The organism is Rhodococcus sp. C1, assembly GCF_020809065.1.
In the GTDB taxonomy this organism is placed as follows: domain Bacteria; phylum Actinomycetota; class Actinomycetes; order Mycobacteriales; family Mycobacteriaceae; genus Rhodococcus_F; species Rhodococcus_F qingshengii.
The window spans coordinates 6076628-6093690 of record NZ_CP078080.1 but is presented as its reverse complement, the minus strand read 5'-3'; the positions used below and the strand labels follow the sequence as shown (position 1 = coordinate 6093690).

The 17063-nt window shown below is 61.6% G+C and carries 15 protein-coding genes; 6 read left to right on the top strand and 9 right to left on the bottom strand.

All coding sequences use genetic code 11. The annotated features are described in order from the left end of the window. The first annotated feature begins 307 nt into the window (after positions 1 to 307). Entirely contained in the window at positions 308 to 2965 is a 2658-nt protein-coding gene (dnaB, locus tag KTR60_RS28200; RefSeq protein WP_416309249.1) for a replicative DNA helicase, read from the top strand. 747 nt (positions 2966 to 3712) lie between these two features. On the opposite strand, the gene KTR60_RS28195 is transcribed toward dnaB, so the two are convergent. Both KTR60_RS28195 and KTR60_RS28190 read right to left on the bottom strand, forming a co-directional pair. Beyond that, complete coding sequence (locus KTR60_RS28195) at positions 3713 to 3955, bottom strand: hypothetical protein (RefSeq protein WP_134929588.1); 243 nt, start codon at positions 3953 to 3955, stop codon at positions 3713 to 3715. 511 nt (positions 3956 to 4466) lie between these two features. Further along, positions 4467 to 5069 (bottom strand): TetR/AcrR family transcriptional regulator, encoded by a 603-nt coding sequence (locus tag KTR60_RS28190; RefSeq protein ID WP_007735533.1) that lies wholly within the window; start codon positions 5067 to 5069, stop codon positions 4467 to 4469. A 157-nt stretch (positions 5070 to 5226) separates the two neighbouring features. Here KTR60_RS28190 and KTR60_RS28185 point away from each other — a divergent pair, with 157 nt between their 5' ends. The 4 genes from KTR60_RS28185 (at position 5227) to KTR60_RS28170 (ending at position 9021) form a co-directional block, all read left to right on the top strand. Beyond that, positions 5227 to 6303 carry an alkene reductase gene (locus KTR60_RS28185; RefSeq protein ID WP_228401506.1) on the top strand — a complete coding sequence of 359 codons (1077 nt, stop codon included), beginning with the start codon at positions 5227 to 5229 and terminating at the stop codon, positions 6301 to 6303. 30 nt (positions 6304 to 6333) lie between these two features. Then, positions 6334 to 7053: an SDR family oxidoreductase gene (locus KTR60_RS28180; protein WP_007735537.1), complete on the top strand. Its 720-nt coding sequence runs from the start codon at positions 6334 to 6336 to the stop codon at positions 7051 to 7053. 79 nt (positions 7054 to 7132) lie between these two features. Continuing rightward, positions 7133 to 8167, top strand: coding sequence for an NADP-dependent oxidoreductase (locus KTR60_RS28175; RefSeq protein ID WP_007735538.1), 1035 nt, complete (start codon positions 7133 to 7135; stop codon positions 8165 to 8167). Continuing rightward, positions 8164 to 9021: an alpha/beta fold hydrolase gene (locus KTR60_RS28170; protein WP_064113704.1), complete on the top strand. Its 858-nt coding sequence runs from the start codon at positions 8164 to 8166 to the stop codon at positions 9019 to 9021. The genes KTR60_RS28175 and KTR60_RS28170 overlap by 4 nt, the downstream gene beginning before the upstream one ends. Before the next feature lie 780 nt (positions 9022 to 9801). Here the strand turns inward: KTR60_RS28170 and KTR60_RS28165 are convergent. After that, positions 9802 to 10317, bottom strand: a complete 516-nt coding sequence (locus tag KTR60_RS28165) for a nitroreductase family deazaflavin-dependent oxidoreductase (RefSeq protein WP_047272444.1) — start codon at positions 10315 to 10317, stop codon at positions 9802 to 9804. 279 nt (positions 10318 to 10596) lie between these two features. Here KTR60_RS28165 and KTR60_RS28160 point away from each other — a divergent pair, with 279 nt between their 5' ends. After that, positions 10597 to 11697, top strand: coding sequence for a membrane protein (locus KTR60_RS28160; RefSeq protein ID WP_039973504.1), 1101 nt, complete (start codon positions 10597 to 10599; stop codon positions 11695 to 11697). 253 nt (positions 11698 to 11950) lie between these two features. Here KTR60_RS28160 and KTR60_RS28155 read toward each other — a convergent pair whose 3' ends face one another. The 6 genes from KTR60_RS28155 to trxA all read right to left on the bottom strand — a co-directional run bounded on the left by KTR60_RS28155 (position 11951) and on the right by trxA (position 17054). After that, positions 11951 to 12301: a hypothetical protein gene (locus KTR60_RS28155; RefSeq protein WP_039973505.1), complete on the bottom strand. Its 351-nt coding sequence runs from the start codon at positions 12299 to 12301 to the stop codon at positions 11951 to 11953. Between the two features lie 163 nt (positions 12302 to 12464). Next, positions 12465 to 12926: an Hsp20/alpha crystallin family protein gene (locus tag KTR60_RS28150; protein ID WP_042448063.1), complete on the bottom strand. Its 462-nt coding sequence runs from the start codon at positions 12924 to 12926 to the stop codon at positions 12465 to 12467. A 1253-nt stretch (positions 12927 to 14179) separates the two neighbouring features. After that, a complete protein-coding gene (locus KTR60_RS28145) occupies positions 14180 to 14620 on the bottom strand; it encodes a DUF1931 family protein (protein ID WP_024487875.1) in 441 nt (146 codons plus the stop codon). A 13-nt stretch (positions 14621 to 14633) separates the two neighbouring features. Then, positions 14634 to 16361 (bottom strand): FAD-dependent oxidoreductase, encoded by a 1728-nt coding sequence (locus KTR60_RS28140; protein WP_228401505.1) that lies wholly within the window; start codon positions 16359 to 16361, stop codon positions 14634 to 14636. Then, the gene (locus tag KTR60_RS28135; RefSeq protein WP_007735548.1) at positions 16339 to 16605 is read right to left on the bottom strand and encodes a UBP-type zinc finger domain-containing protein; all 267 of its coding nucleotides are present in this window, start codon (positions 16603 to 16605) and stop codon (positions 16339 to 16341) included. The genes KTR60_RS28140 and KTR60_RS28135 overlap by 23 nt, the downstream gene beginning before the upstream one ends. Further along, on the bottom strand, positions 16602 to 17054 hold the full coding sequence (gene trxA / locus KTR60_RS28130) for a thioredoxin (RefSeq protein ID WP_007735549.1): 453 nt from the start codon (positions 17052 to 17054) through the stop codon (positions 16602 to 16604). Before trxA ends, KTR60_RS28135 begins: the two co-directional genes overlap by 4 nt. Positions 17055 to 17063 lie beyond the last annotated feature (9 nt).

Sequence of the window (17063 nt, the reverse complement as noted above, 5' to 3'; positions counted from 1 at the left end):
ATTTTCATCAACAGGCCTGTGAAATTGTGGATAGCCATCTACCTGGTCTTTTGTAGTTACTAAGCAAAGTAGTCCCCAAATGCTCCACAGGCGGTGCACACCGTGGGGCGGGAGTTTCCACAAAGCATCCACAGCTTTATCCACAGTCCGGTTTGTATGCGGACCTACTAGTCCCTAACGTCATCTCGGCGTCTATCTACAGCCTGGCCGAATGCGGCTAGGGGATGTCGGTGGGGGCAGGTACAAATGATGAGGGCGCTGCGGTTTCTGGCAGTGTCGTCGAGTGTTTTACGGGAAGGTCTCGCTTGTGGCTGTTGTAGATGATCGAGGACCTTCCGACTTCTCAGGGCCGGACTACCCGGGCCCTCCCGAGGCCGAGCCCGACCAGGAGTTCGGACGCCAGCCACCTCAGGACATGACTGCCGAGCAGTCGGTGCTCGGCGGCATGCTGCTGAGCAAGGACGCCATCGCTGACGTCCTCGAGGTACTGCGTCCGGGTGACTTCTACCGGCCCGCCCACCAGTCCGTCTACGACGTGATCCTGGACCTCTACAGCCGTGGCGAGCCCGCCGACCCGGTGACGGTCTCCGCCGAGCTCGACCGTCGAGGTGAGCTCCGCCGTATCGGTGGTGCTGCCTACCTGGTGACGCTGACCCAGACAGTGCCCACTGCCGCCAACGCAGCCTTCTATGCCGAGATCGTCGCCGAGAAGTCCGTGCTGCGTCGTCTCGTCGACGCCGGTACTCGCATCGTCCAGTACGGCTACGCCGGCACCGAGGGCCAGGACGTGGCTGAGGTTGTCGACCGCGCGCAGGCCGAGATCTTCGAGGTCACCGAGCGTCGAACCACCGAGGACTTCGTACCCCTCACCGAGCTCCTCCAGCCCACGATGGACGAGATCGACTCCATCGCCAGCCGCGGCGGAATTTCCCTCGGTGTGCCCACCGGATTCAAGGATCTCGACGAGATCACCAACGGCCTTCACGCTGGTCAGATGATTATCGTCGCGGCCCGTCCTGGTGTGGGCAAGGCGCTTGCCCTCGATACTCCCCTCGCGACGCCCAGTGGCTGGACCACGATGGGTGACGTTGCTGTCGGCGATCTGTTGATCGACAACCACGGCAAGCCGACGCGGGTTGTTGCCGCTACCGACGTGATGGTTGACCGTCCTTGCTACGAGGTCGAGTTTTCCGATGGAACAGTGTTGGTGGCCGACGAGCAGCATCAGTGGTTGACGGAGACGCGTGCTTCGCGCCGTTCAGCGCAGAACGCCAAGACAGGTTACAACCGCTATAAGAATCAAAAGACATTCGCCGAGGTCCGAACCACGGCGGAGATCGCATCGACGGTGCGATGCGCAACGGCGGATGGCCGCGTTAATCACTCTGTCGTGAATGCCAAGCCGCTCGACCTACCAACGCAGGATCTCCTTGTCCCGCCCTACACACTTGGCGCTTGGCTAGGTGACGGTTCTACTGCCTGCGCACAATTCACCACTGCTGATCCTGAGATCATCATGTTGATCGAGGCCGAAGGCCTGGTTGCAGTTCCGTCCAAGTCGGCGCATTTGCGCTACAGCCTTCAATTAGCCCCGGAAGATCCCGTCGCTCCGCGCGATTGCGTTGTGTGCGGAAAGAGCTTCGTGCCGTTCACCAGTCAGGTGCGAACGTGCGGTCAATCATGCGGCGGCAAAGCACATTTCATGTCTGACCCTGTACCTGCGCCAACCTGTTCACACTGTGGTGGACCTTCGATCGGGCTGCGACTGTGCCAGAAGTGCCGCAATGAGTACGGCACGGTTCAAGGACGCCTACGTACGGTCGGTGTTCTGGGCAACAAGCACATCCCTGTCCAGTATCTCCGTGGGTCTGAGGCGCAGCGTCGTGCGGTTCTTGCGGGGCTTCTCGACACTGATGGAACTGTGACTGCCGGTGGCTCCGTTCAGTTTTCGGTAACCAACGAGCGCCTCGTCCGCGATGCCCAGGAATTAGTGGTCAGTCTTGGCTATCGCTGCCAAATGAGCACAAAGCGAGTCAACGGTCGCACCGAGGCTTCGTCGACTGCATTCACCTTGACCTTCTCGACTGATGACGAAGTGTTCGGTCTTACGCGGAAAGCGATGCTGCACAAGGAGCGTCGAGCGAGTAAAAGCACTGCGCGCAGCGGATCGCGCTACATTGTCGATGTTCGACCAATTGCGAGTGTTCCGGTTCGCTGCGTCGAGGTCGACAACGCCGACCACATGTACCTGGCCGGTCATTCGATGGTCCCGACGCACAATTCCACGCTCGGAATGGATTTCCTGCGTTCCTGCTCCATCACGCACGGCATGGCCAGCGTCATGTTCTCGTTGGAAATGAGCAAAACCGAGATCGTCATGCGTCTGCTGTCCGCAGAGGCAAAGATCAAGCTCGGCGACATGCGCTCCGGAAAGATGACCGACGACGACTGGACCAAGCTCGCGCGTCGTATGAGTGAGATCAGCGAGGCGCCGCTCTTCATCGATGACTCCCCCAACCTCACCATGATGGAAATTCGCGCAAAAGCGCGGCGGCTCAAGCAGAAACACGACATTCGCCTGATCGTCATCGACTACCTCCAGCTGATGAGCTCCGGTAAAAAGGTCGAGTCCCGTCAGCAGGAAGTCTCCGAATTCTCACGTAGCCTAAAGCTTTTGGCGAAGGAGCTCGAAGTTCCGGTTGTCGCGATCTGTCAGCTCAACCGTGGTCCCGAGCAGCGAACCGACAAGCGTCCCCAGGTCGCCGACCTTCGTGAGTCCGGTTCACTCGAGCAGGACGCCGACATGGTGATTCTGCTGTACCGCCCCGACGCGACCGAGCGAGACGATCCCCGTGGCGGTGAAGCCGACCTGATTCTGGGTAAGCACCGTAACGGCCCGACCGCGACAATCACTGTGGCGCACCAGCTTCATCTCTCGAAGTTCGTCGATATGGCGCGGGGATAGCTGCTGCCGCCATCGCCTGAAGGTGGGACAAGAATCGGTCATGGTGGGATTCGGGGCGAGCACCAGCGATTATGTCGATGTTGGGACGAAGCGCGGATGTAGGCCCAGCACACACCGTCCGGATCTGGGGCAGTTTGATTTGTGTACGGAACTTGTCGACCTGAGGTACAGTGCGGCGACTGGGTCGCGTTGAAGAAATCGTGAGCGTGGTTCTTCAGTGTCTAGTCTGCGCAGGGTGGTTCGTAGCTGGCGACGGCGTAGTTTGTCGATGTTCGCCCGGGCGAGGTTGTGCAGCGCAGTGCCTGTGGGTGTGAGTTCGCGAGTCCCATTGGGCATTCTTCGAGCGAAGATTTCCGTTCCGAGTGACTTGGAGAGGTACGCGCATTCTCGGCTGATTTGAGTGCTTCGGATTCCTAAAGTTGCTGCAGCCTCTGTCTCCCACGCGCAGAGGGCGGTTTCGGTGAATCGGCAGAGTCGAAGTGCGGCAACCATTTCACCGGAGAGCGCTAGATGGACAAATTCTTCGGGGTCGCCTGCCGTCGAGGCCGCGAGTGTGAGTGACAGACTAGTTCTTCGGAGGTCGCTGCGGCCGATGTCTCGAAGGTAGTGTTCTTCGCGTCCTCGGGCCGCCCATGTTCCGGATTACACTGAATTGTGTTGTTTAGCTAGTGGGTTCACCGATTCGATGCTTGAGTAGGAGCCTATGGGCGGCCTCGCCGGATTTGTCTTGCAGGTCGGCAGGCATCGTCAGCACAATTTGCGGTAGCTATAGGCGGCGGGGCCGTGGAGCAGAGCAGCGCCGTAGGTTACGAGTGGGTCGCTGCCGGTCAGGGGTTGCCAGATGTAGCGCTGGATTTTCCATGTGAAGGCTTCGGTCAGGTAGGCGTTTGCCGCGCGAGCGAGGAGTCGAGTGTGATTGCGCCCGATATCAGAGGGGGCCGGGAAGATGCGTCGTCGGCGCCGGTAGTCGATCGGGGGTGGGCAAGCCATCGCTCGAGCTATTCGCGACATCCGCCGCGAAGCATTGAATTCTTGAAACATTTTTTCTTGCACAGTATTTCGCTCGCGGCCTTGTTTGTATCGTAGATTGGATGCGGGCAGGCGCATTTGTTGGGGAAAGCTTGTGCGGTCCCTTTCGCCTTCGGTGGCTACGGCATTACGAGTGCAGCAACGAGTCAGGTCTGAAGTCGGTCAAGATGCAGAACTTGCCGTAGTTTTCAGGCGCGGGGCTCTTTGAGCGTCGACCGCGGATCGAAGTCGGTGGACAACAATAGTGAATAGGTTTCGGCAAGTACAGGATCGACCCGTCGATCCTGGCGGAGTCGCTCACATGCGAAACTCAATTCGATTGGCCAAGAGGGTATTTGATTCTCGCATCATAGACCTGTGTAACCGCGTCCAAGCGCGCACCGGCCTCGCATGAGGACGCTGAGGGCATTTGGTTTCGATCGGCAAGTCTCCGCGATCGGCGCCAGAAGTGACAGTGCCGTGGCGCAGGGCATCAGTGCGGCAGAAGAGCGGCCACCTGGGCCTTGATCTCCCCCCTGATTTCGTCGACAGTACGAGCGATGTTTACGGTGGCCGCCATTGCGAGGAACATGATCGCCGACACCACGTGCGCCCGCGTTGCAGCCTCGGCCTCTCCGATTTGACCGCCTCGGCGCAGCACTGCTGCGATGGCTTCTTCGGTCTGGCCGACGATGGTGAGCGCTTCCGCATGGTGGGGTTCCTCGGGGTTGCCGAACACCATCTCCCGCAGGTAGGTGCGTCCGTTGTCGATCTGGGTGCGGTTGCATTCCACGATCGGGCCGATGATCGCCATCACCGCGTCGAGTACGTCGGAGATGTTTTCGGCATCCGTGCGGCCCCGCGCGAGTGCTTCGCTGTAGTTCGCGTTCTGCACAAGTAGGAGCAACTCGCCTTTCGTCTTGGCGTACAGGAACACCGTCCCGGTACCGACGTCCGCCTTCTCGGCGATCTGTTGGGTGGTGACATCGTCGACGCCGTACTCGGCGAAGAGTTCGCTGGCAGCGGCGGTAATACGGACAAGTTTCTGCTGCTTGTTTCGCTCGCGCCTTCCGGCTGGCTGGGAAGCGGATGGCATGACGGATATCCTTCGGGAATAGATATTGAGTACATTCAGTTATGACTGTAGTCAATATTGATGCGGTTCAGATGTCCCCTTGATCGTCCCACGAGACATCACCTCTGCATCGCACCGATGACCTACCTGACCGATTTACCTGAGGAGCACCCCGCTCATGACATCACCTTCACTCTGGCAACCGTTCGCCCTCGGACGCGTCGAACTCCCGCACCGACTCGCCTTGGCGCCGATGACCCGCAACCGAGCAAACCCGGACGGCACCCCGGGCCCGCTCGTAGCGACCTACTACGGCCAGCGCGCCTCGCTCGGACTGGTCATCACCGAGGGCACCCAGCCCTCCGACGACGGGCAGGGTTACCCGAACACGCCTGGGATCTACACTCCGGCTCATATCGAGGGCTGGTCACACGTCGCCGAGGCCGTCCATGATGGTGGCGGTGCGCTGTTCATCCAGCTGATGCACGTCGGCCGGATGTCGCACCCGGACAACACAACACATCACCGTCCGCCGGTAGCCCCCTCGGCCATCTCGGCTGATCAGGACATGTTCACCGCGACCGGTCCGCAGAAGACTCCGGTGCCGCGGGAGATGAGCATCTCCGACATTGAGACGACGATCGCCGATTTCCGGCATGCTGCGGCATCTGCGATCGCAGCCGGCGCAGACGGGGTGGAGATTCACGCTGCGAACGGGTATTTGCTGCACCAATTCCTCTCCCCGAACTCGAACCACCGCACTGATCAGTACGGCGGATCGGTGGAAAACCGGTCTCGCTTCGTGATCGAGGTCGCCGCGGCAGTGGCAGAAGAAATCGGAGCCGATCGGGTGGGGATCCGGATTTCCCCGTCGATGCCGTTGGGCGGGATCGACGAAGGTGAGATCGGGAGCGTGCGCGCCCAGTACACGCACCTGGTCGGGGAACTCGCGGCACTGAGCCTTGCCTACCTCCACGTCCATCATGTCGGTGACGACGATTTGCTCCGCTCGTTCCGTGACGTGTGGCCGACCGCTGTCCTGGTCGTGCGCTTCGGGCGCACGCGTGAGCAGATCTCCGGCGACATCGACGCCGGTCTGGCTGACATCGCGCCGCTGGGGCAGTTCGCACTGGCGAACCCCGATGTCGTCGACCGTCTACGCCTGGGAGCGCCACTGAACACTGTGGACCCGACCACCCTCTACGGCGGCGGCGAAGCGGGGTACACCGACTACCCGACCCTCGCACACGTCTGACCATCCGCCACGTAACCCAAGGAACCTGACATGCCCTCACTCAACGGATCCGTTGTCCTCGTCACCGGAGCAAACGGCGGCATCGGCACGCACTTCGTCCACGAAGCCCTCGCTCGCGGTGCGTCGAAGGTATATGCCACCGCTCGCACTCCTCGTACGTGGGACGACGAACGGATCGTCCCCCTCGCCCTCGACGTCACCAATCCCGCATCCATCGAAGCTGTCGTTTCCGCCGCATCGGACGTGACCGTTCTGATCAACAACGCCGGCACTTCCACCTCCAGCACGGGCATCCTCACCCATACCGACGAGGAAATCCGCGCCAATGTCGAAACAAACTTCCTCGGCCCCCTCTTTCTCGCCCGCGCCTTCGCGCCGATCCTTACAGCCCAGGACGAGTCGGTCATCATAGACATCCACTCGCTGCTGAGTTGGTACGCCGTCGCGGGTATCTACAGCGCCACCAAAGCTGCACTATGGTCTGCGACCAACTCACTTCGCCTCGAACTCGCACCCGCAGGCGTCCACGTCGTCGGCGTCCACGTCGGCTGGGTCGACACCCCCATGGCCGCGCACTCCACCGACCCCAAAACTGATCCAGCGGACCTCGTACGCACCGTGTTCGACGCGGTCGAGGCAGGCGAGTACGAAGTCCTCGCCGACGAAGCATCCGCTCAGGTCAAAGCTGGACTCAGTGCGCCCATCGAAGCTCTCTACCCGCAACTCGGAACTGCAGCGCCGCAGCAGTAGCCAAGCGGAGGCGTCGCGGAAAACAGAGCCGCGACGCCTCCCCGCCCTTCCCGTCGCCCTAGCCGAAGGAACCAAAGACATGAAAGCGTTCGTCGTCACCAAATATAAAGGGCCACTGCAAGAATCCGACGTGCCGGAGCCAGTTGTCGGTGAGCGTGACGTGCTCGTGCGAGTAGAAGCAGCCGGGCTGAACCAACTCGACGAGAAGATCCGCACCGGTGAGTTCAAGCAGATACTCCCGTACAGGCTTCCGTTGATCCTCGGCAACGACCTCGCCGGCGTCGTCATCGAGGTCGGGCCGAAGGTTCAGTCGTTCAAACCCGGCGACGAAGTATTTGCTCGACCCGACAAGGATCGCATCGGAACATTCGCGGAGCGTATCGCAGTGACGGAGGCCGATCTTGCCCTCAAACCGGCAACAATCAGCATGACGGAAGCAGCATCCATGCCTCTGGTGGCACTGACCGCGTGGCAGGCACTGGTCGAGCGCGCCAACGTGCAGCCAGGACAGAGAGTCCTCATCCACGCTGGCGCCGGCGGTGTCGGATCTATCGCGATTCAGCTCGCCAAACACCTCGGCGCCACGGTCGCAACCACAGCCAGCGCCCGAAACGCGGACTTCGTTCGAGCCCTCGGTGCCGACACAGTCATCGACTACCACAATGAGGACTTCGAACAGGTCCTCCACAGCTACGACGTGGTGCTCGACAGCCTCGGCGGCGAGAACCTCAAGAAATCCCTCCGCGTACTCAAGCCAGGAGGAAAGGCTATCGGGATTTCCGGGCCGCCGGATCCAGCCTTCGCCCGCGAGATCGGGCTCAATCCGCTACTGCGCCTCGCGATCACCGGACTGAGCTCCAGTATCCGCCGCCAAGCTCGCAAGCTGGGTGTGAGCTACGAGTTCCTCTTCATGCACGCCAGCGGTGACCAACTCCGCAACATCGCCGAACTCGTCGACGACGGCGCACTCCGCCCCGTCCTCGGGCAGGTCTTCCCGTTCGAGGAGACACCCCAAGGCCTCCGGACACTGAGCAAGGGTGGCATCCGGGGTAAAGCTGTCATCAGTAACACCCGAAACCTCGAAACCTCAACCGACATAAGGACAAATCCATGAGTACCGGCAACGACCCCGTCATCACGTCCTATGCGAAGGCGCCGACCCGCACCATCACCGCCGGCGGCGTCACCTACGCGTACCGCGAACTCGGACCGAAGGGCGAAATCCCCGTCGTCTTCTTCGTCCACCTCGCCGCGAACCTCGACAACTGGGATCCGCGAATCATCGACCCCATCGCGAAAAAGCGCCGTGTCATCGCCTTCGACAACCGCGGCGTCGGCGCCTCTACCGGGAAAGTTCCCGACAGCATCGAGGCGATGGCCGACGACGCCGTCACCTTCATCACAGCGCTCGGACTCGGTACGGTCGATATCTTTTCGTTCTCCCTCGGCGGCATGATCGCCCAAGCCCTCGTGCTCGAGCACCCCGAACTCGTGCGCAGACTTGTCCTCACCGGGACCGGCCCCGCCGGCGGTAAGGACATCGACAAAGTCGCCCGCACAACCTATTACGACATTCTTCGAGCTACCCTGACCCGGTCCGACCCGAAAGAATTCCTGTTCTTCAACCGCAACACCGCCGGCAAACGCGCCGCCACAGCATTCGTCGAACGCCTGAAGGAACGCACCGACGACCGAGATGCGCCCGTCTCGGTCAAGGCCTTTCAGACCCAACTCACAGCGATCAAGAAGTGGGGCCGCTCCACACCGGAAAACCTGTCGGCCATCACCGCACCCACCCTCATCGCCAACGGCGACAACGACCGAATGGTGCCCTCAACCCTCTCCGAAGACCTGCACCGCCGAATCCCCGCAAGCGAACTGATCATCTACCCCGACTCCGGGCACGGCGGCATATTCCAACACCACGACACATTCGCACCCGCCGCCGTCGACTTCCTCACCCGCTGAACGAGCGGAAACCTTTCAGGCCAACACCACCGACGCATGACCGAGCAGAATCGCCGATCACGGCTGACCAAATCCTTGCTCGATGGAGCATGGAGAGGAAAACGGTTCGTGCGCACTTGAGCGCTTCCGATTACCACCGCGGACGATCGTCTCGGCCGCGCAGGGCGTGCTCGGACCTGTTCTCGACAAGAAGCTCTAGCTAGCCCTTGACAGCCCGCACAACACGGACGGCCGGTCCTTCATGCTGTTCGGATGCTCACTCATTGCCGGCCACGGGCGCACGGCTCATCGGGCAGCACGCACACGTCCAACCGATGAGCCACACACACCGCTCCGCGGCCGCCGCCTCCATCACCGTCGGCACCCGTGTCACTGAATCGCACCGTAGTTTCCGGGGAATGATGTACCCCGCACGACTCAGGGCTGGTCCCGTCTATGGGATCGATCGGCGATTGCTATGAACACGCCGTGATCGAATCTTTATGGGGCAGCATGTAAACCGAACTCTTGAATCGAAAACGACGGAAAACGAGGACCGAATTGGCCGACTCCACGTTCGAGTACTTCGAGATCTTCCGCAATCGCTAACGCCGTCACAGTGCCCTCGGGATGCTGACACCGATCGAGTTCGAGAACCTACACGTCACACGTCAACCCGTAGCCTGACGTAAAAATGACGGCTCCACGAAACTTGGGGTACATCGAAGTCCCCGGACTCGCCGGGGCGATTCCGTCGATACCGGCCGATCGGGAGTAAGGGGTTGTTCTTGTTGCGGGGAATCAGGTTTGGCGCCGTTCGAGAGCGAACACTCGAAGATTACGTGCCGTGCGAGTCTTGTACACCGAGTACGTAGGGTTGTATTCGACGAACTGTTCGAAGACGCTCTCTGCCTCCTGCCCTGTCAACAAGGTTGTGTTCACAGGGATCTCGGCCCCTGCGATTGTCACCGTCGCCTCCCGATTGGCCAACAGGTTCTCGGACCACGCGGGGTGATGGGGTCGCCCGAAATTACTACCGACCAGAAATAATCGGTCCCCTTCGCGCATGTAGGTGAGAGGCGTCGTCCGGGGCTGCCCTGTTTTCCTTCCGGTCGTGGTCAACAACAGCAACGGCACCCCCATCGGACCGAAGATCGTTCGTCGGCCTTTGCTGTGCGCGAGCAGTTTTCGGTCGATCGGCGTCAATTTCCGGAGATACCAAGACCCGATCCGCGACGATACGAAGGCATTCAGTGGCTTCTTGAGCAATCGCCGATCGTGACCCCACCGAATATCGGGGAAGGCGTTGGTGTCCATAGTTGATTGTCTCTCCGGCGCTTCTCTGTGTACACCGCCTCCTGCAATGCGCTCAGTCGGCGAAGTGCTGCGGAGTGTTGTGGTTCGGTGCTGGAGCTGATTGGCGGGTTGGTGTCGACTCGGGATGATCACGTGTGTCTTAGTGCGCGGCGTGTCTCGTTGCCCCGGCCGATGACGCGTCCCTGGTACATCCGGCGGTCGACCTCCCGCCCGACATTGATTCGGAGTGACAACGGATTCGAGGAGTTTGGGGGAGCTCCGGGCGGGTAGGTGAAGGCGGTGAAGACAAATAAACACTTCCAGGGAGAGCGATCTGGTGCCGCAGGTGAGCAGGCCTCGGTGCTGTTGATCGCGGAACCGGGCAAAGCTACGGCTCTCGCGGAACGCATAGCGAAGTATCTGCCACAACGTTTACGAAGCCGTGACCGCCTCGAGCGCCGGTGGACGACTTGTGTACGTAGCAAGCCCTACCTCTCGGACGAGCAAACAGACTTCGCAGACGTCATCGGGGCGGTCGATCCGTCGTCCGAAGGGGAGGACATCGTCGTATACCTCACTGATCTACCGCGCCGCGAAGATACGCTGCCGGTGGTGGCCGACGTCAGCCCCGGCCATTGCTTCGCGCTTGTCTCTGTCGCTGGGGTGGGTGCGATCCACATCGAGCGCCGCGTCCGCGCTGTTACCGAACTCGCGATAGCCCGCATTCTTGGTGAACCGGAACTCATGCCGCAGGGCGCGGCGCGACGGTTCCCGTGTGCGCAGACGGAGAATGGCAGTCGTTACTTCGCGCCATCAGGACTGCGGCGGTTACGACTGTTGTCGGGGATGGTGCGGGCGAACCGCCCGTGGAGGCTGGTCGCCGGACTGTCGAAGGTGCTCGTCGGTGCCTTTGCCACGGGTGCGATCGCGCTAGCAACGAGTACGATTTGGTTGTTCGCCGACACGATGGGCCCTTGGCGTATGAGCGCGGCTACGCTCCTGTCGATCGTGGCGATGATTCTCTGGCTGATCGTCGATCACGAACTGTGGGAGCGGCCGAAGTCGTCGGAAGAGCGCGATCGATCCGTGCTGTACAACATTTCGACCGTGGTCACCCTGTTCATCGGCGTGACCGTCCTCCACGTGGCCCTGTTCTGCCTACTGTTGTTCACTGCGTGTCTCACACTTCCCCCGGAACTGCTGGCCCGCACTCTCGGACACGGGGTGAACTTCTCCGACTACCTCACGCTCGCCTGGCTGCTGGCGTCGATCGCCACGATAGGTGGGGCTCTCGGGTCGGGTCTCGAGGACGACGATGCCGTCACGGAAGCGACGTACGGGGTTCGGCAGCGGCAACGCATCAAGGAGACCCGAACGCGGTCGAACGAAGCGAATGAATGATCGCGAGAGCGCTTCGTAGGCGCTACTGCCGGTGGCGTTCGCGACCGCGGGCGAGGTCGTGATCCCTGCCGACGGTTCGTGATGGGAATGTGCAGCTGACCAGCGCAGTCCTTATTCTCTCGTGATGATCGAACGCAGCACGTAGTAGAGGACCACAGCGATCGGGGCTCCGACCGCGACACTGGCCAGCGCGCACCGTGATCGCGTTACGGCACAACCGAATCCGATTTCACAAGTGCCGAATTCGGTTTTTCTACAGGTGGGGTAGTGCTGCAGTGAGGAAGACGGCGCCGAAGGCGATTCCGGCGATGCCGGTGAGGATCCCGACCACGCCGGCGGTGTTGTCGCCCAGATCGCGTCCGGGGGTGTCGGGTCGGCGCGCTGCCAGGGCGGTTCCGATGGCGGCGGCACCGAGGAGGATGCCGAGGCCGAACATCCAGAACGTCAGTATCGAGAGTGCACCGAGCATCAACGCCATGTCGCTGTATTCATCGCTGGTGATAGGACGGTGGTGATCCCACCAATCGGGTGGAGTGTGCGCGCGGGATTCGGTGTTGTCGGTGTTGTCGGATTGTTCGTGCGGGGGGATAGTGGATGCAGTCATGGCAGCTAAAGGGTTCTCGCGCTGATTCTTTCGTGTGGTGGATGTACCGGTGTGCGCCACGGGTGTGCAGTGGGAGATCGAAGCGATGGTGGGTGAGGCCCGAGAACCCATCGCGTGTCCTCGGGAGTCACCCCACCATCAAGCGGTGTTCGGGCCAGGCGGATCAGGCTTCGATCTGCACCTGTGTTGTCGATCCGGCGTTATCGGTTCGGGAGGGTGGTCCGGAGGAGACCTCGATCCTCCGCGGTTTCGCCTTCTCTGCGATCGGCAACGTCACCGTCAACACGCCGTTGTCGTACGAGGCCTCGATCTGTTCGGCGTCGATGTCGTCGCTGATGGACAGCTGCCGTTTGTATGTTCCAGCGAAACGCTCACTCGCCAGCCAGCTCACACCCTCTTCGGAGAGGGCGGTGCGGTGCGCGGTCAACGTCAGGGTCGAGCCGTCGATGCGGACGTCCACTGATCCTGGGTCGACGCCGGGAAGATCGGCGTGCAGGACGTATTGGTCCTCGACCTTGTAGAGGTCCATCGGCATGAACCGTGGACTGCGTCCGTTGCCGGTTCCCGCGGCGAGTACGGACTTGGTGATCGCGTCGATGTCGGTGAAAGGATCGAAACGAAGCACAGCAACACACCTCCCATGTCGTGAAAAGAAAGGTCACCGCCACTGTGGCGGTTGACCGAACTTACTGTGCGAGAACATGATAACCACACGAATTAGCACTCTGCAACCGAGAGTGCCAGAAGCTTTGGGGAAGTGTTCCGGTCCCTGAAGATCGCTGCTTTGCCTGGTCCCGACAAAAGCGGTGGCCGCCTTCGGCCTCGATTCGAAGCGGGCGGCGCGGTACGGCACTTCGTCAGTAGCGGCGTTGCGGCAACGGATCCGCCGGAGCCCCGACTCTGCGTGTGCGAGTCGGGGCGTATGACCGACGTCGGCATTGAGCACACAACACCGATGACCCACTATCCGTGCGAAGTCGACGTTCATGTCGTCCGCACATCTTCAACCATAAACAGTGCGATCGGTATAAATCATGTTCAGTCGCCTTCGATGCCAAGAAGTGACATGGCCGTTGCATGGCAAGGTGAACATCTTGGTCGTCACGCTAGCTGCGCAGTAGGCGCGGTGGCTGGAAAGGTGGCCCGTGCCTGGTATTTGGTTTGCAGACGTCTGTTCCGAATGCTTTTGCCAAATAGGTCTTTTCCCGATGTTTGCGGGTGGATCGGGCATCGAACATCGCGGGTGCTCGTTCGTCGGAGTCGCTGCGAACGATGTCGATATTCGTGCACACATTGAACCGGCTGTAAGGGAGAACACTTCGGCCACCGTCAAAGCTTGCTCATCACAATGGAACTGGGACTTTCGACCCTGTCGTCTACAAGCAGTGCGCAATAACCTTCGTCGGGTCGGGGGCACCCGTTCCGTTCGAGGGGGCAAACAATCGGGCGGGTGTTCGCCAAGGCAAGGCCATACCACCCTCACTGGTCTCCTTGCCGGGCCTTGAGCTGTGCGCGCCCAGAAGTGCTCAGGGCCCGCCCGATGCGGGGATCGAGAAAGTGAAGACGAAAGGTTCTCAGATGAGCCGAAGGAGTGATCGGCGATCGACAAGTTCTGCTCGCCGCCTGGCCACGCGGACTACCGGTGTCAGAGGTTCGGCGTGTAAGCCGAACTCGCTCACGGCAGAGGATCTGAGGGCTGTAATCGAGTCCCTCACTGGAGTTCTCGCTGCTCGAGAATCGAGCGCGGAAACCGCACCTCTCGCCGGAAATCATCCGTCGTCGACGCCAACTGACAGGCAGTTCTGAATCGCACCGGTATTTTCGCAGCCGGACAGCATATTCGAACTCAGACGCGCTGTCAGCCGGGACGGGTGGTAATCACAGAAGTAGGTGGAAGATGTCGAAGGCGACTGTCCATTGGGCTGTGCCGGGGTTCTTGCGGTCCGGTTCGACCGTGGCGAAGGTTTGCGCCAGCGCTACGCTCAACCCTCCTGCGATCAGCGGCAGTCGTTGCTCTGTCTCCTCTGAGAGGGCCACGTCCAAGGGCGGGCGGGCCGTGAGCTGATCGAGCAGCGGTTGAAGTTCGATCTCCTCGTCGAGTTTTTCGAACCGGTGGATGCTCTCCTGTAATCCCTTGGTGATCGGCAGGTCCCACGGTTCGATCACGTCGCGCAAGTTTGCTTTCGCGGAGGCTTTCCCGATCAGGATCACGTCGTAGATCTTGTCGTCGATGAAATCGGTATAGCGCTTGAGATCGTTCCGGTCGACCTGCAGTCCGGCCGCTGCCCTGAAGAACCGCTGGAATTTCACGGTGCCCATTACTGGCATGTCGTCAGCTCCTTTCGAAGTATTCATGGATTTGGCGTACGGCCATCGCTCCTTCACCGACGGCGGATGCGACTCGTTTCACCGAACCGCGGCGGATGTCGCCCGCCGCGAACAGGCCGGGCAGGCTGGTTTCGAGCGTCCTGGACAGGCCGCCGTTGATTGGCAGGCTGCCGTCCGCTCGTGCGTGGATCGCGTCCACACCGGTGAGGACGAAGCCGTGGTCGTCGAGTGCGATCGCGTCGGCAAGCCACCCTGTGTGCGGTACCGCCCCGATGAAGACGAACAGGGCGCGCAGCCGAATCGTGTCCTGGTCGCCGGTGCGATTGTCCTCGACTGCAATTGCTTCGAGGTATTTCTCGCCGTGGACCGCACGAATCTCGGTGTGCCGGTGCACGGTGACCCGCGGATGGTGTTCGATCTGGTCGACCAGGTATCGGGACATGCTCTTCCCGAGGTCATCGCCGCGGATGAGCAGGTGCACCTGTGAGACGTGCTCGGCGAGGAAGACGGCGGCCTGGCCGGCGGAGTTGCCGCCACCGACGATGGCTATCGGGTCGGTGCCGCATATCCGTGCTTCCTGATGCGTTGCGGCGTAGTACACGCTTGTTCCTTCCAGCGCCTCGATCCCCTGAACGGCCAACTTGCGGTACCGCGCCCCGGCGGCGAGCACAACGGCCCGGGCGTGCACCGACCCGCCGTCCGCCAGTCGGAGCACATGGTTCCCGGCCTCGGATCCCAAACCGGTCACTTCTGCCGACACCAGGATGCGGGCGCCGAACTTCCCGGCCTGGAGCACGGCTCGCTCGGCCAATTCGGAGCCGGAGACCCCGGCGGGGAATCCCAGATAATTCTCGATCCGGGATGAGGTACTGGCTTGGCCGCCCGCAGCGATCCGCTCCAACGTCAACGTGTTCAACCCGTCCGAGGCGCCGTACACCGATGCGGCCAGGCCGGCCGGTCCGGCACCCACGACGACGAGGTTGTAGACGTCCTTGGCTGCGTCCGCGACGGGTGCCGGGACAGGAAGCCCGACGACGCGTGCGAGTTCCGCATTCGTCGGATTGCGCAGCACCTTCTCGCCGTGCCAGATCACGACGGGTGTGTCCTCGGGTGCGACGTTCAGGCTGCGTAGCAGCTGCTCCACTCGTTCGTCCTGTTCCAAGTCGAACCACTTGTGGGGCAGACGGTTTCGCATCGCGAACTCACGAAGTCGCAACGTATCCGGGGAGAAGCAGGAGCCGATGATCCGGAATCCGGAGCCGAGCCCGATCAGCAAGTGCCGACGCACAAGGTAGGCGCGCAGGATCAAATCGCTGAGCACGGGATCGTGGGCAATCAGCTCGCGTACCTGCTCGGCCGGGACGACGAGTATCTCGCCGTCCTCGATCGCTTCGGCGGTGAAGAACGCCACCTGACCTTCCAGGAGTCCGAGCTCGCCCAGGAAACGCCCAGGACCGTGCACGCGCAGTATCCGGCGCTCGCCGTCCGCGTCGCCTTCGTCGACGACTACGATCTTTCCGGAAAGGACGACGACGAAATCGTTGTCAGGCGCGCCTTCTCGGATCAGCACCTCGCCGGCGTGAACCGGTCGACGCGAGCCACCGACCTCGAGCTTCGCGACCTGGTCGTCCGTCAGCCGAGGGAAGGCGCCCTCCTCGTCCGGGGTCTCGTCGTCGACCGGCGGGCTGTACCCGATGGGTGAGGCGCCCTCAGACGAAGTTCTGGTCGACATAACACCACCGCCAATCCTCGCCGGGCTCCATCGACTGGACGATCGGATGCCCGATGGCGTGAGCGTGAGCACTCGCGTGCCTGCCCGGCGAAGAGTCGCAGCAACCGACGTGTCCGCACGTCAGGCACAGCCTCAGATGCACCCACGGGGTGCCGAGGCGAAGACATTCCTCGCAGCCCTGCGGGGTACGGGGCACCACGGCCCGGATCGCGGTTACATGTGGGTCCGCATGGACAGGACTCATGACTTCGCCTCCTCGCCGGCATTTTCCGAGAGCGCCTGATCGAGCCACGTGCGCAGCTGGGGGACCGGAGCTGCGCCCGACTGGCGAGCGAGAACCTCACCCCGGTCCATCACCAGCAGAGTCGGCACGGCGCGGACGGTGAATCGTTCAGCCGTCCGGGGTGCAGCATCGACGTCGACCTTGACCAGCTTGATCTGGCCGGCGTGTTCTCTGGCGAGCTGCTCGAGCGCGGGGCTGACCATGCGACACGGGCCGCACCACGTCGCCCACAGATCCACGAGCACAGGCACCGAGGATTTTTCGACGATCTCCGCGAAGTCACCGTCTCCCGCCGCGGCGATCCAGGGCAGCGGCTCGTGGCAGTTGCCGCAGCGAGGTTTTCCTTCCCCTGCTGCCGGGATGTTGTTGGTCTTGCCGCAGTTCGGGCACTTCACCTTTTCGGATCCCATGACCAGTTA

What these genes read in the sequence shown, in the direction of transcription:
- KTR60_RS28195 (WP_134929588.1), bottom strand. Translation starts at nt 3,955, where the DNA reads ATGGCTTGCCCACCCCCGATCGACTACCGGCGCCGACGACGCATCTTC.
- KTR60_RS28190 (WP_007735533.1), bottom strand. Translation starts at nt 5,069, where the DNA reads ATGCCATCCGCTTCCCAGCCAGCCGGAAGGCGCGAGCGAAACAAGCAG.
- KTR60_RS28185 (WP_228401506.1), top strand. Translation starts at nt 5,227, where the DNA reads ATGACATCACCTTCACTCTGGCAACCGTTCGCCCTCGGACGCGTCGAA.
- KTR60_RS28180 (WP_007735537.1), top strand. Translation starts at nt 6,334, where the DNA reads ATGCCCTCACTCAACGGATCCGTTGTCCTCGTCACCGGAGCAAACGGC.
- KTR60_RS28175 (WP_007735538.1), top strand. Translation starts at nt 7,133, where the DNA reads ATGAAAGCGTTCGTCGTCACCAAATATAAAGGGCCACTGCAAGAATCC.
- KTR60_RS28170 (WP_064113704.1), top strand. Translation starts at nt 8,164, where the DNA reads ATGAGTACCGGCAACGACCCCGTCATCACGTCCTATGCGAAGGCGCCG.
- KTR60_RS28165 (WP_047272444.1), bottom strand. Translation starts at nt 10,317, where the DNA reads ATGGACACCAACGCCTTCCCCGATATTCGGTGGGGTCACGATCGGCGA.
- KTR60_RS28155 (WP_039973505.1), bottom strand. Translation starts at nt 12,301, where the DNA reads ATGACTGCATCCACTATCCCCCCGCACGAACAATCCGACAACACCGAC.
- KTR60_RS28145 (WP_024487875.1), bottom strand. Translation starts at nt 14,620, where the DNA reads ATGGGCACCGTGAAATTCCAGCGGTTCTTCAGGGCAGCGGCCGGACTG.
- KTR60_RS28140 (WP_228401505.1), bottom strand. Translation starts at nt 16,361, where the DNA reads ATGTCGACCAGAACTTCGTCTGAGGGCGCCTCACCCATCGGGTACAGC.
- KTR60_RS28135 (WP_007735548.1), bottom strand. Translation starts at nt 16,605, where the DNA reads ATGAGTCCTGTCCATGCGGACCCACATGTAACCGCGATCCGGGCCGTG.
- trxA (WP_007735549.1), bottom strand. Translation starts at nt 17,054, where the DNA reads ATGGGATCCGAAAAGGTGAAGTGCCCGAACTGCGGCAAGACCAACAAC.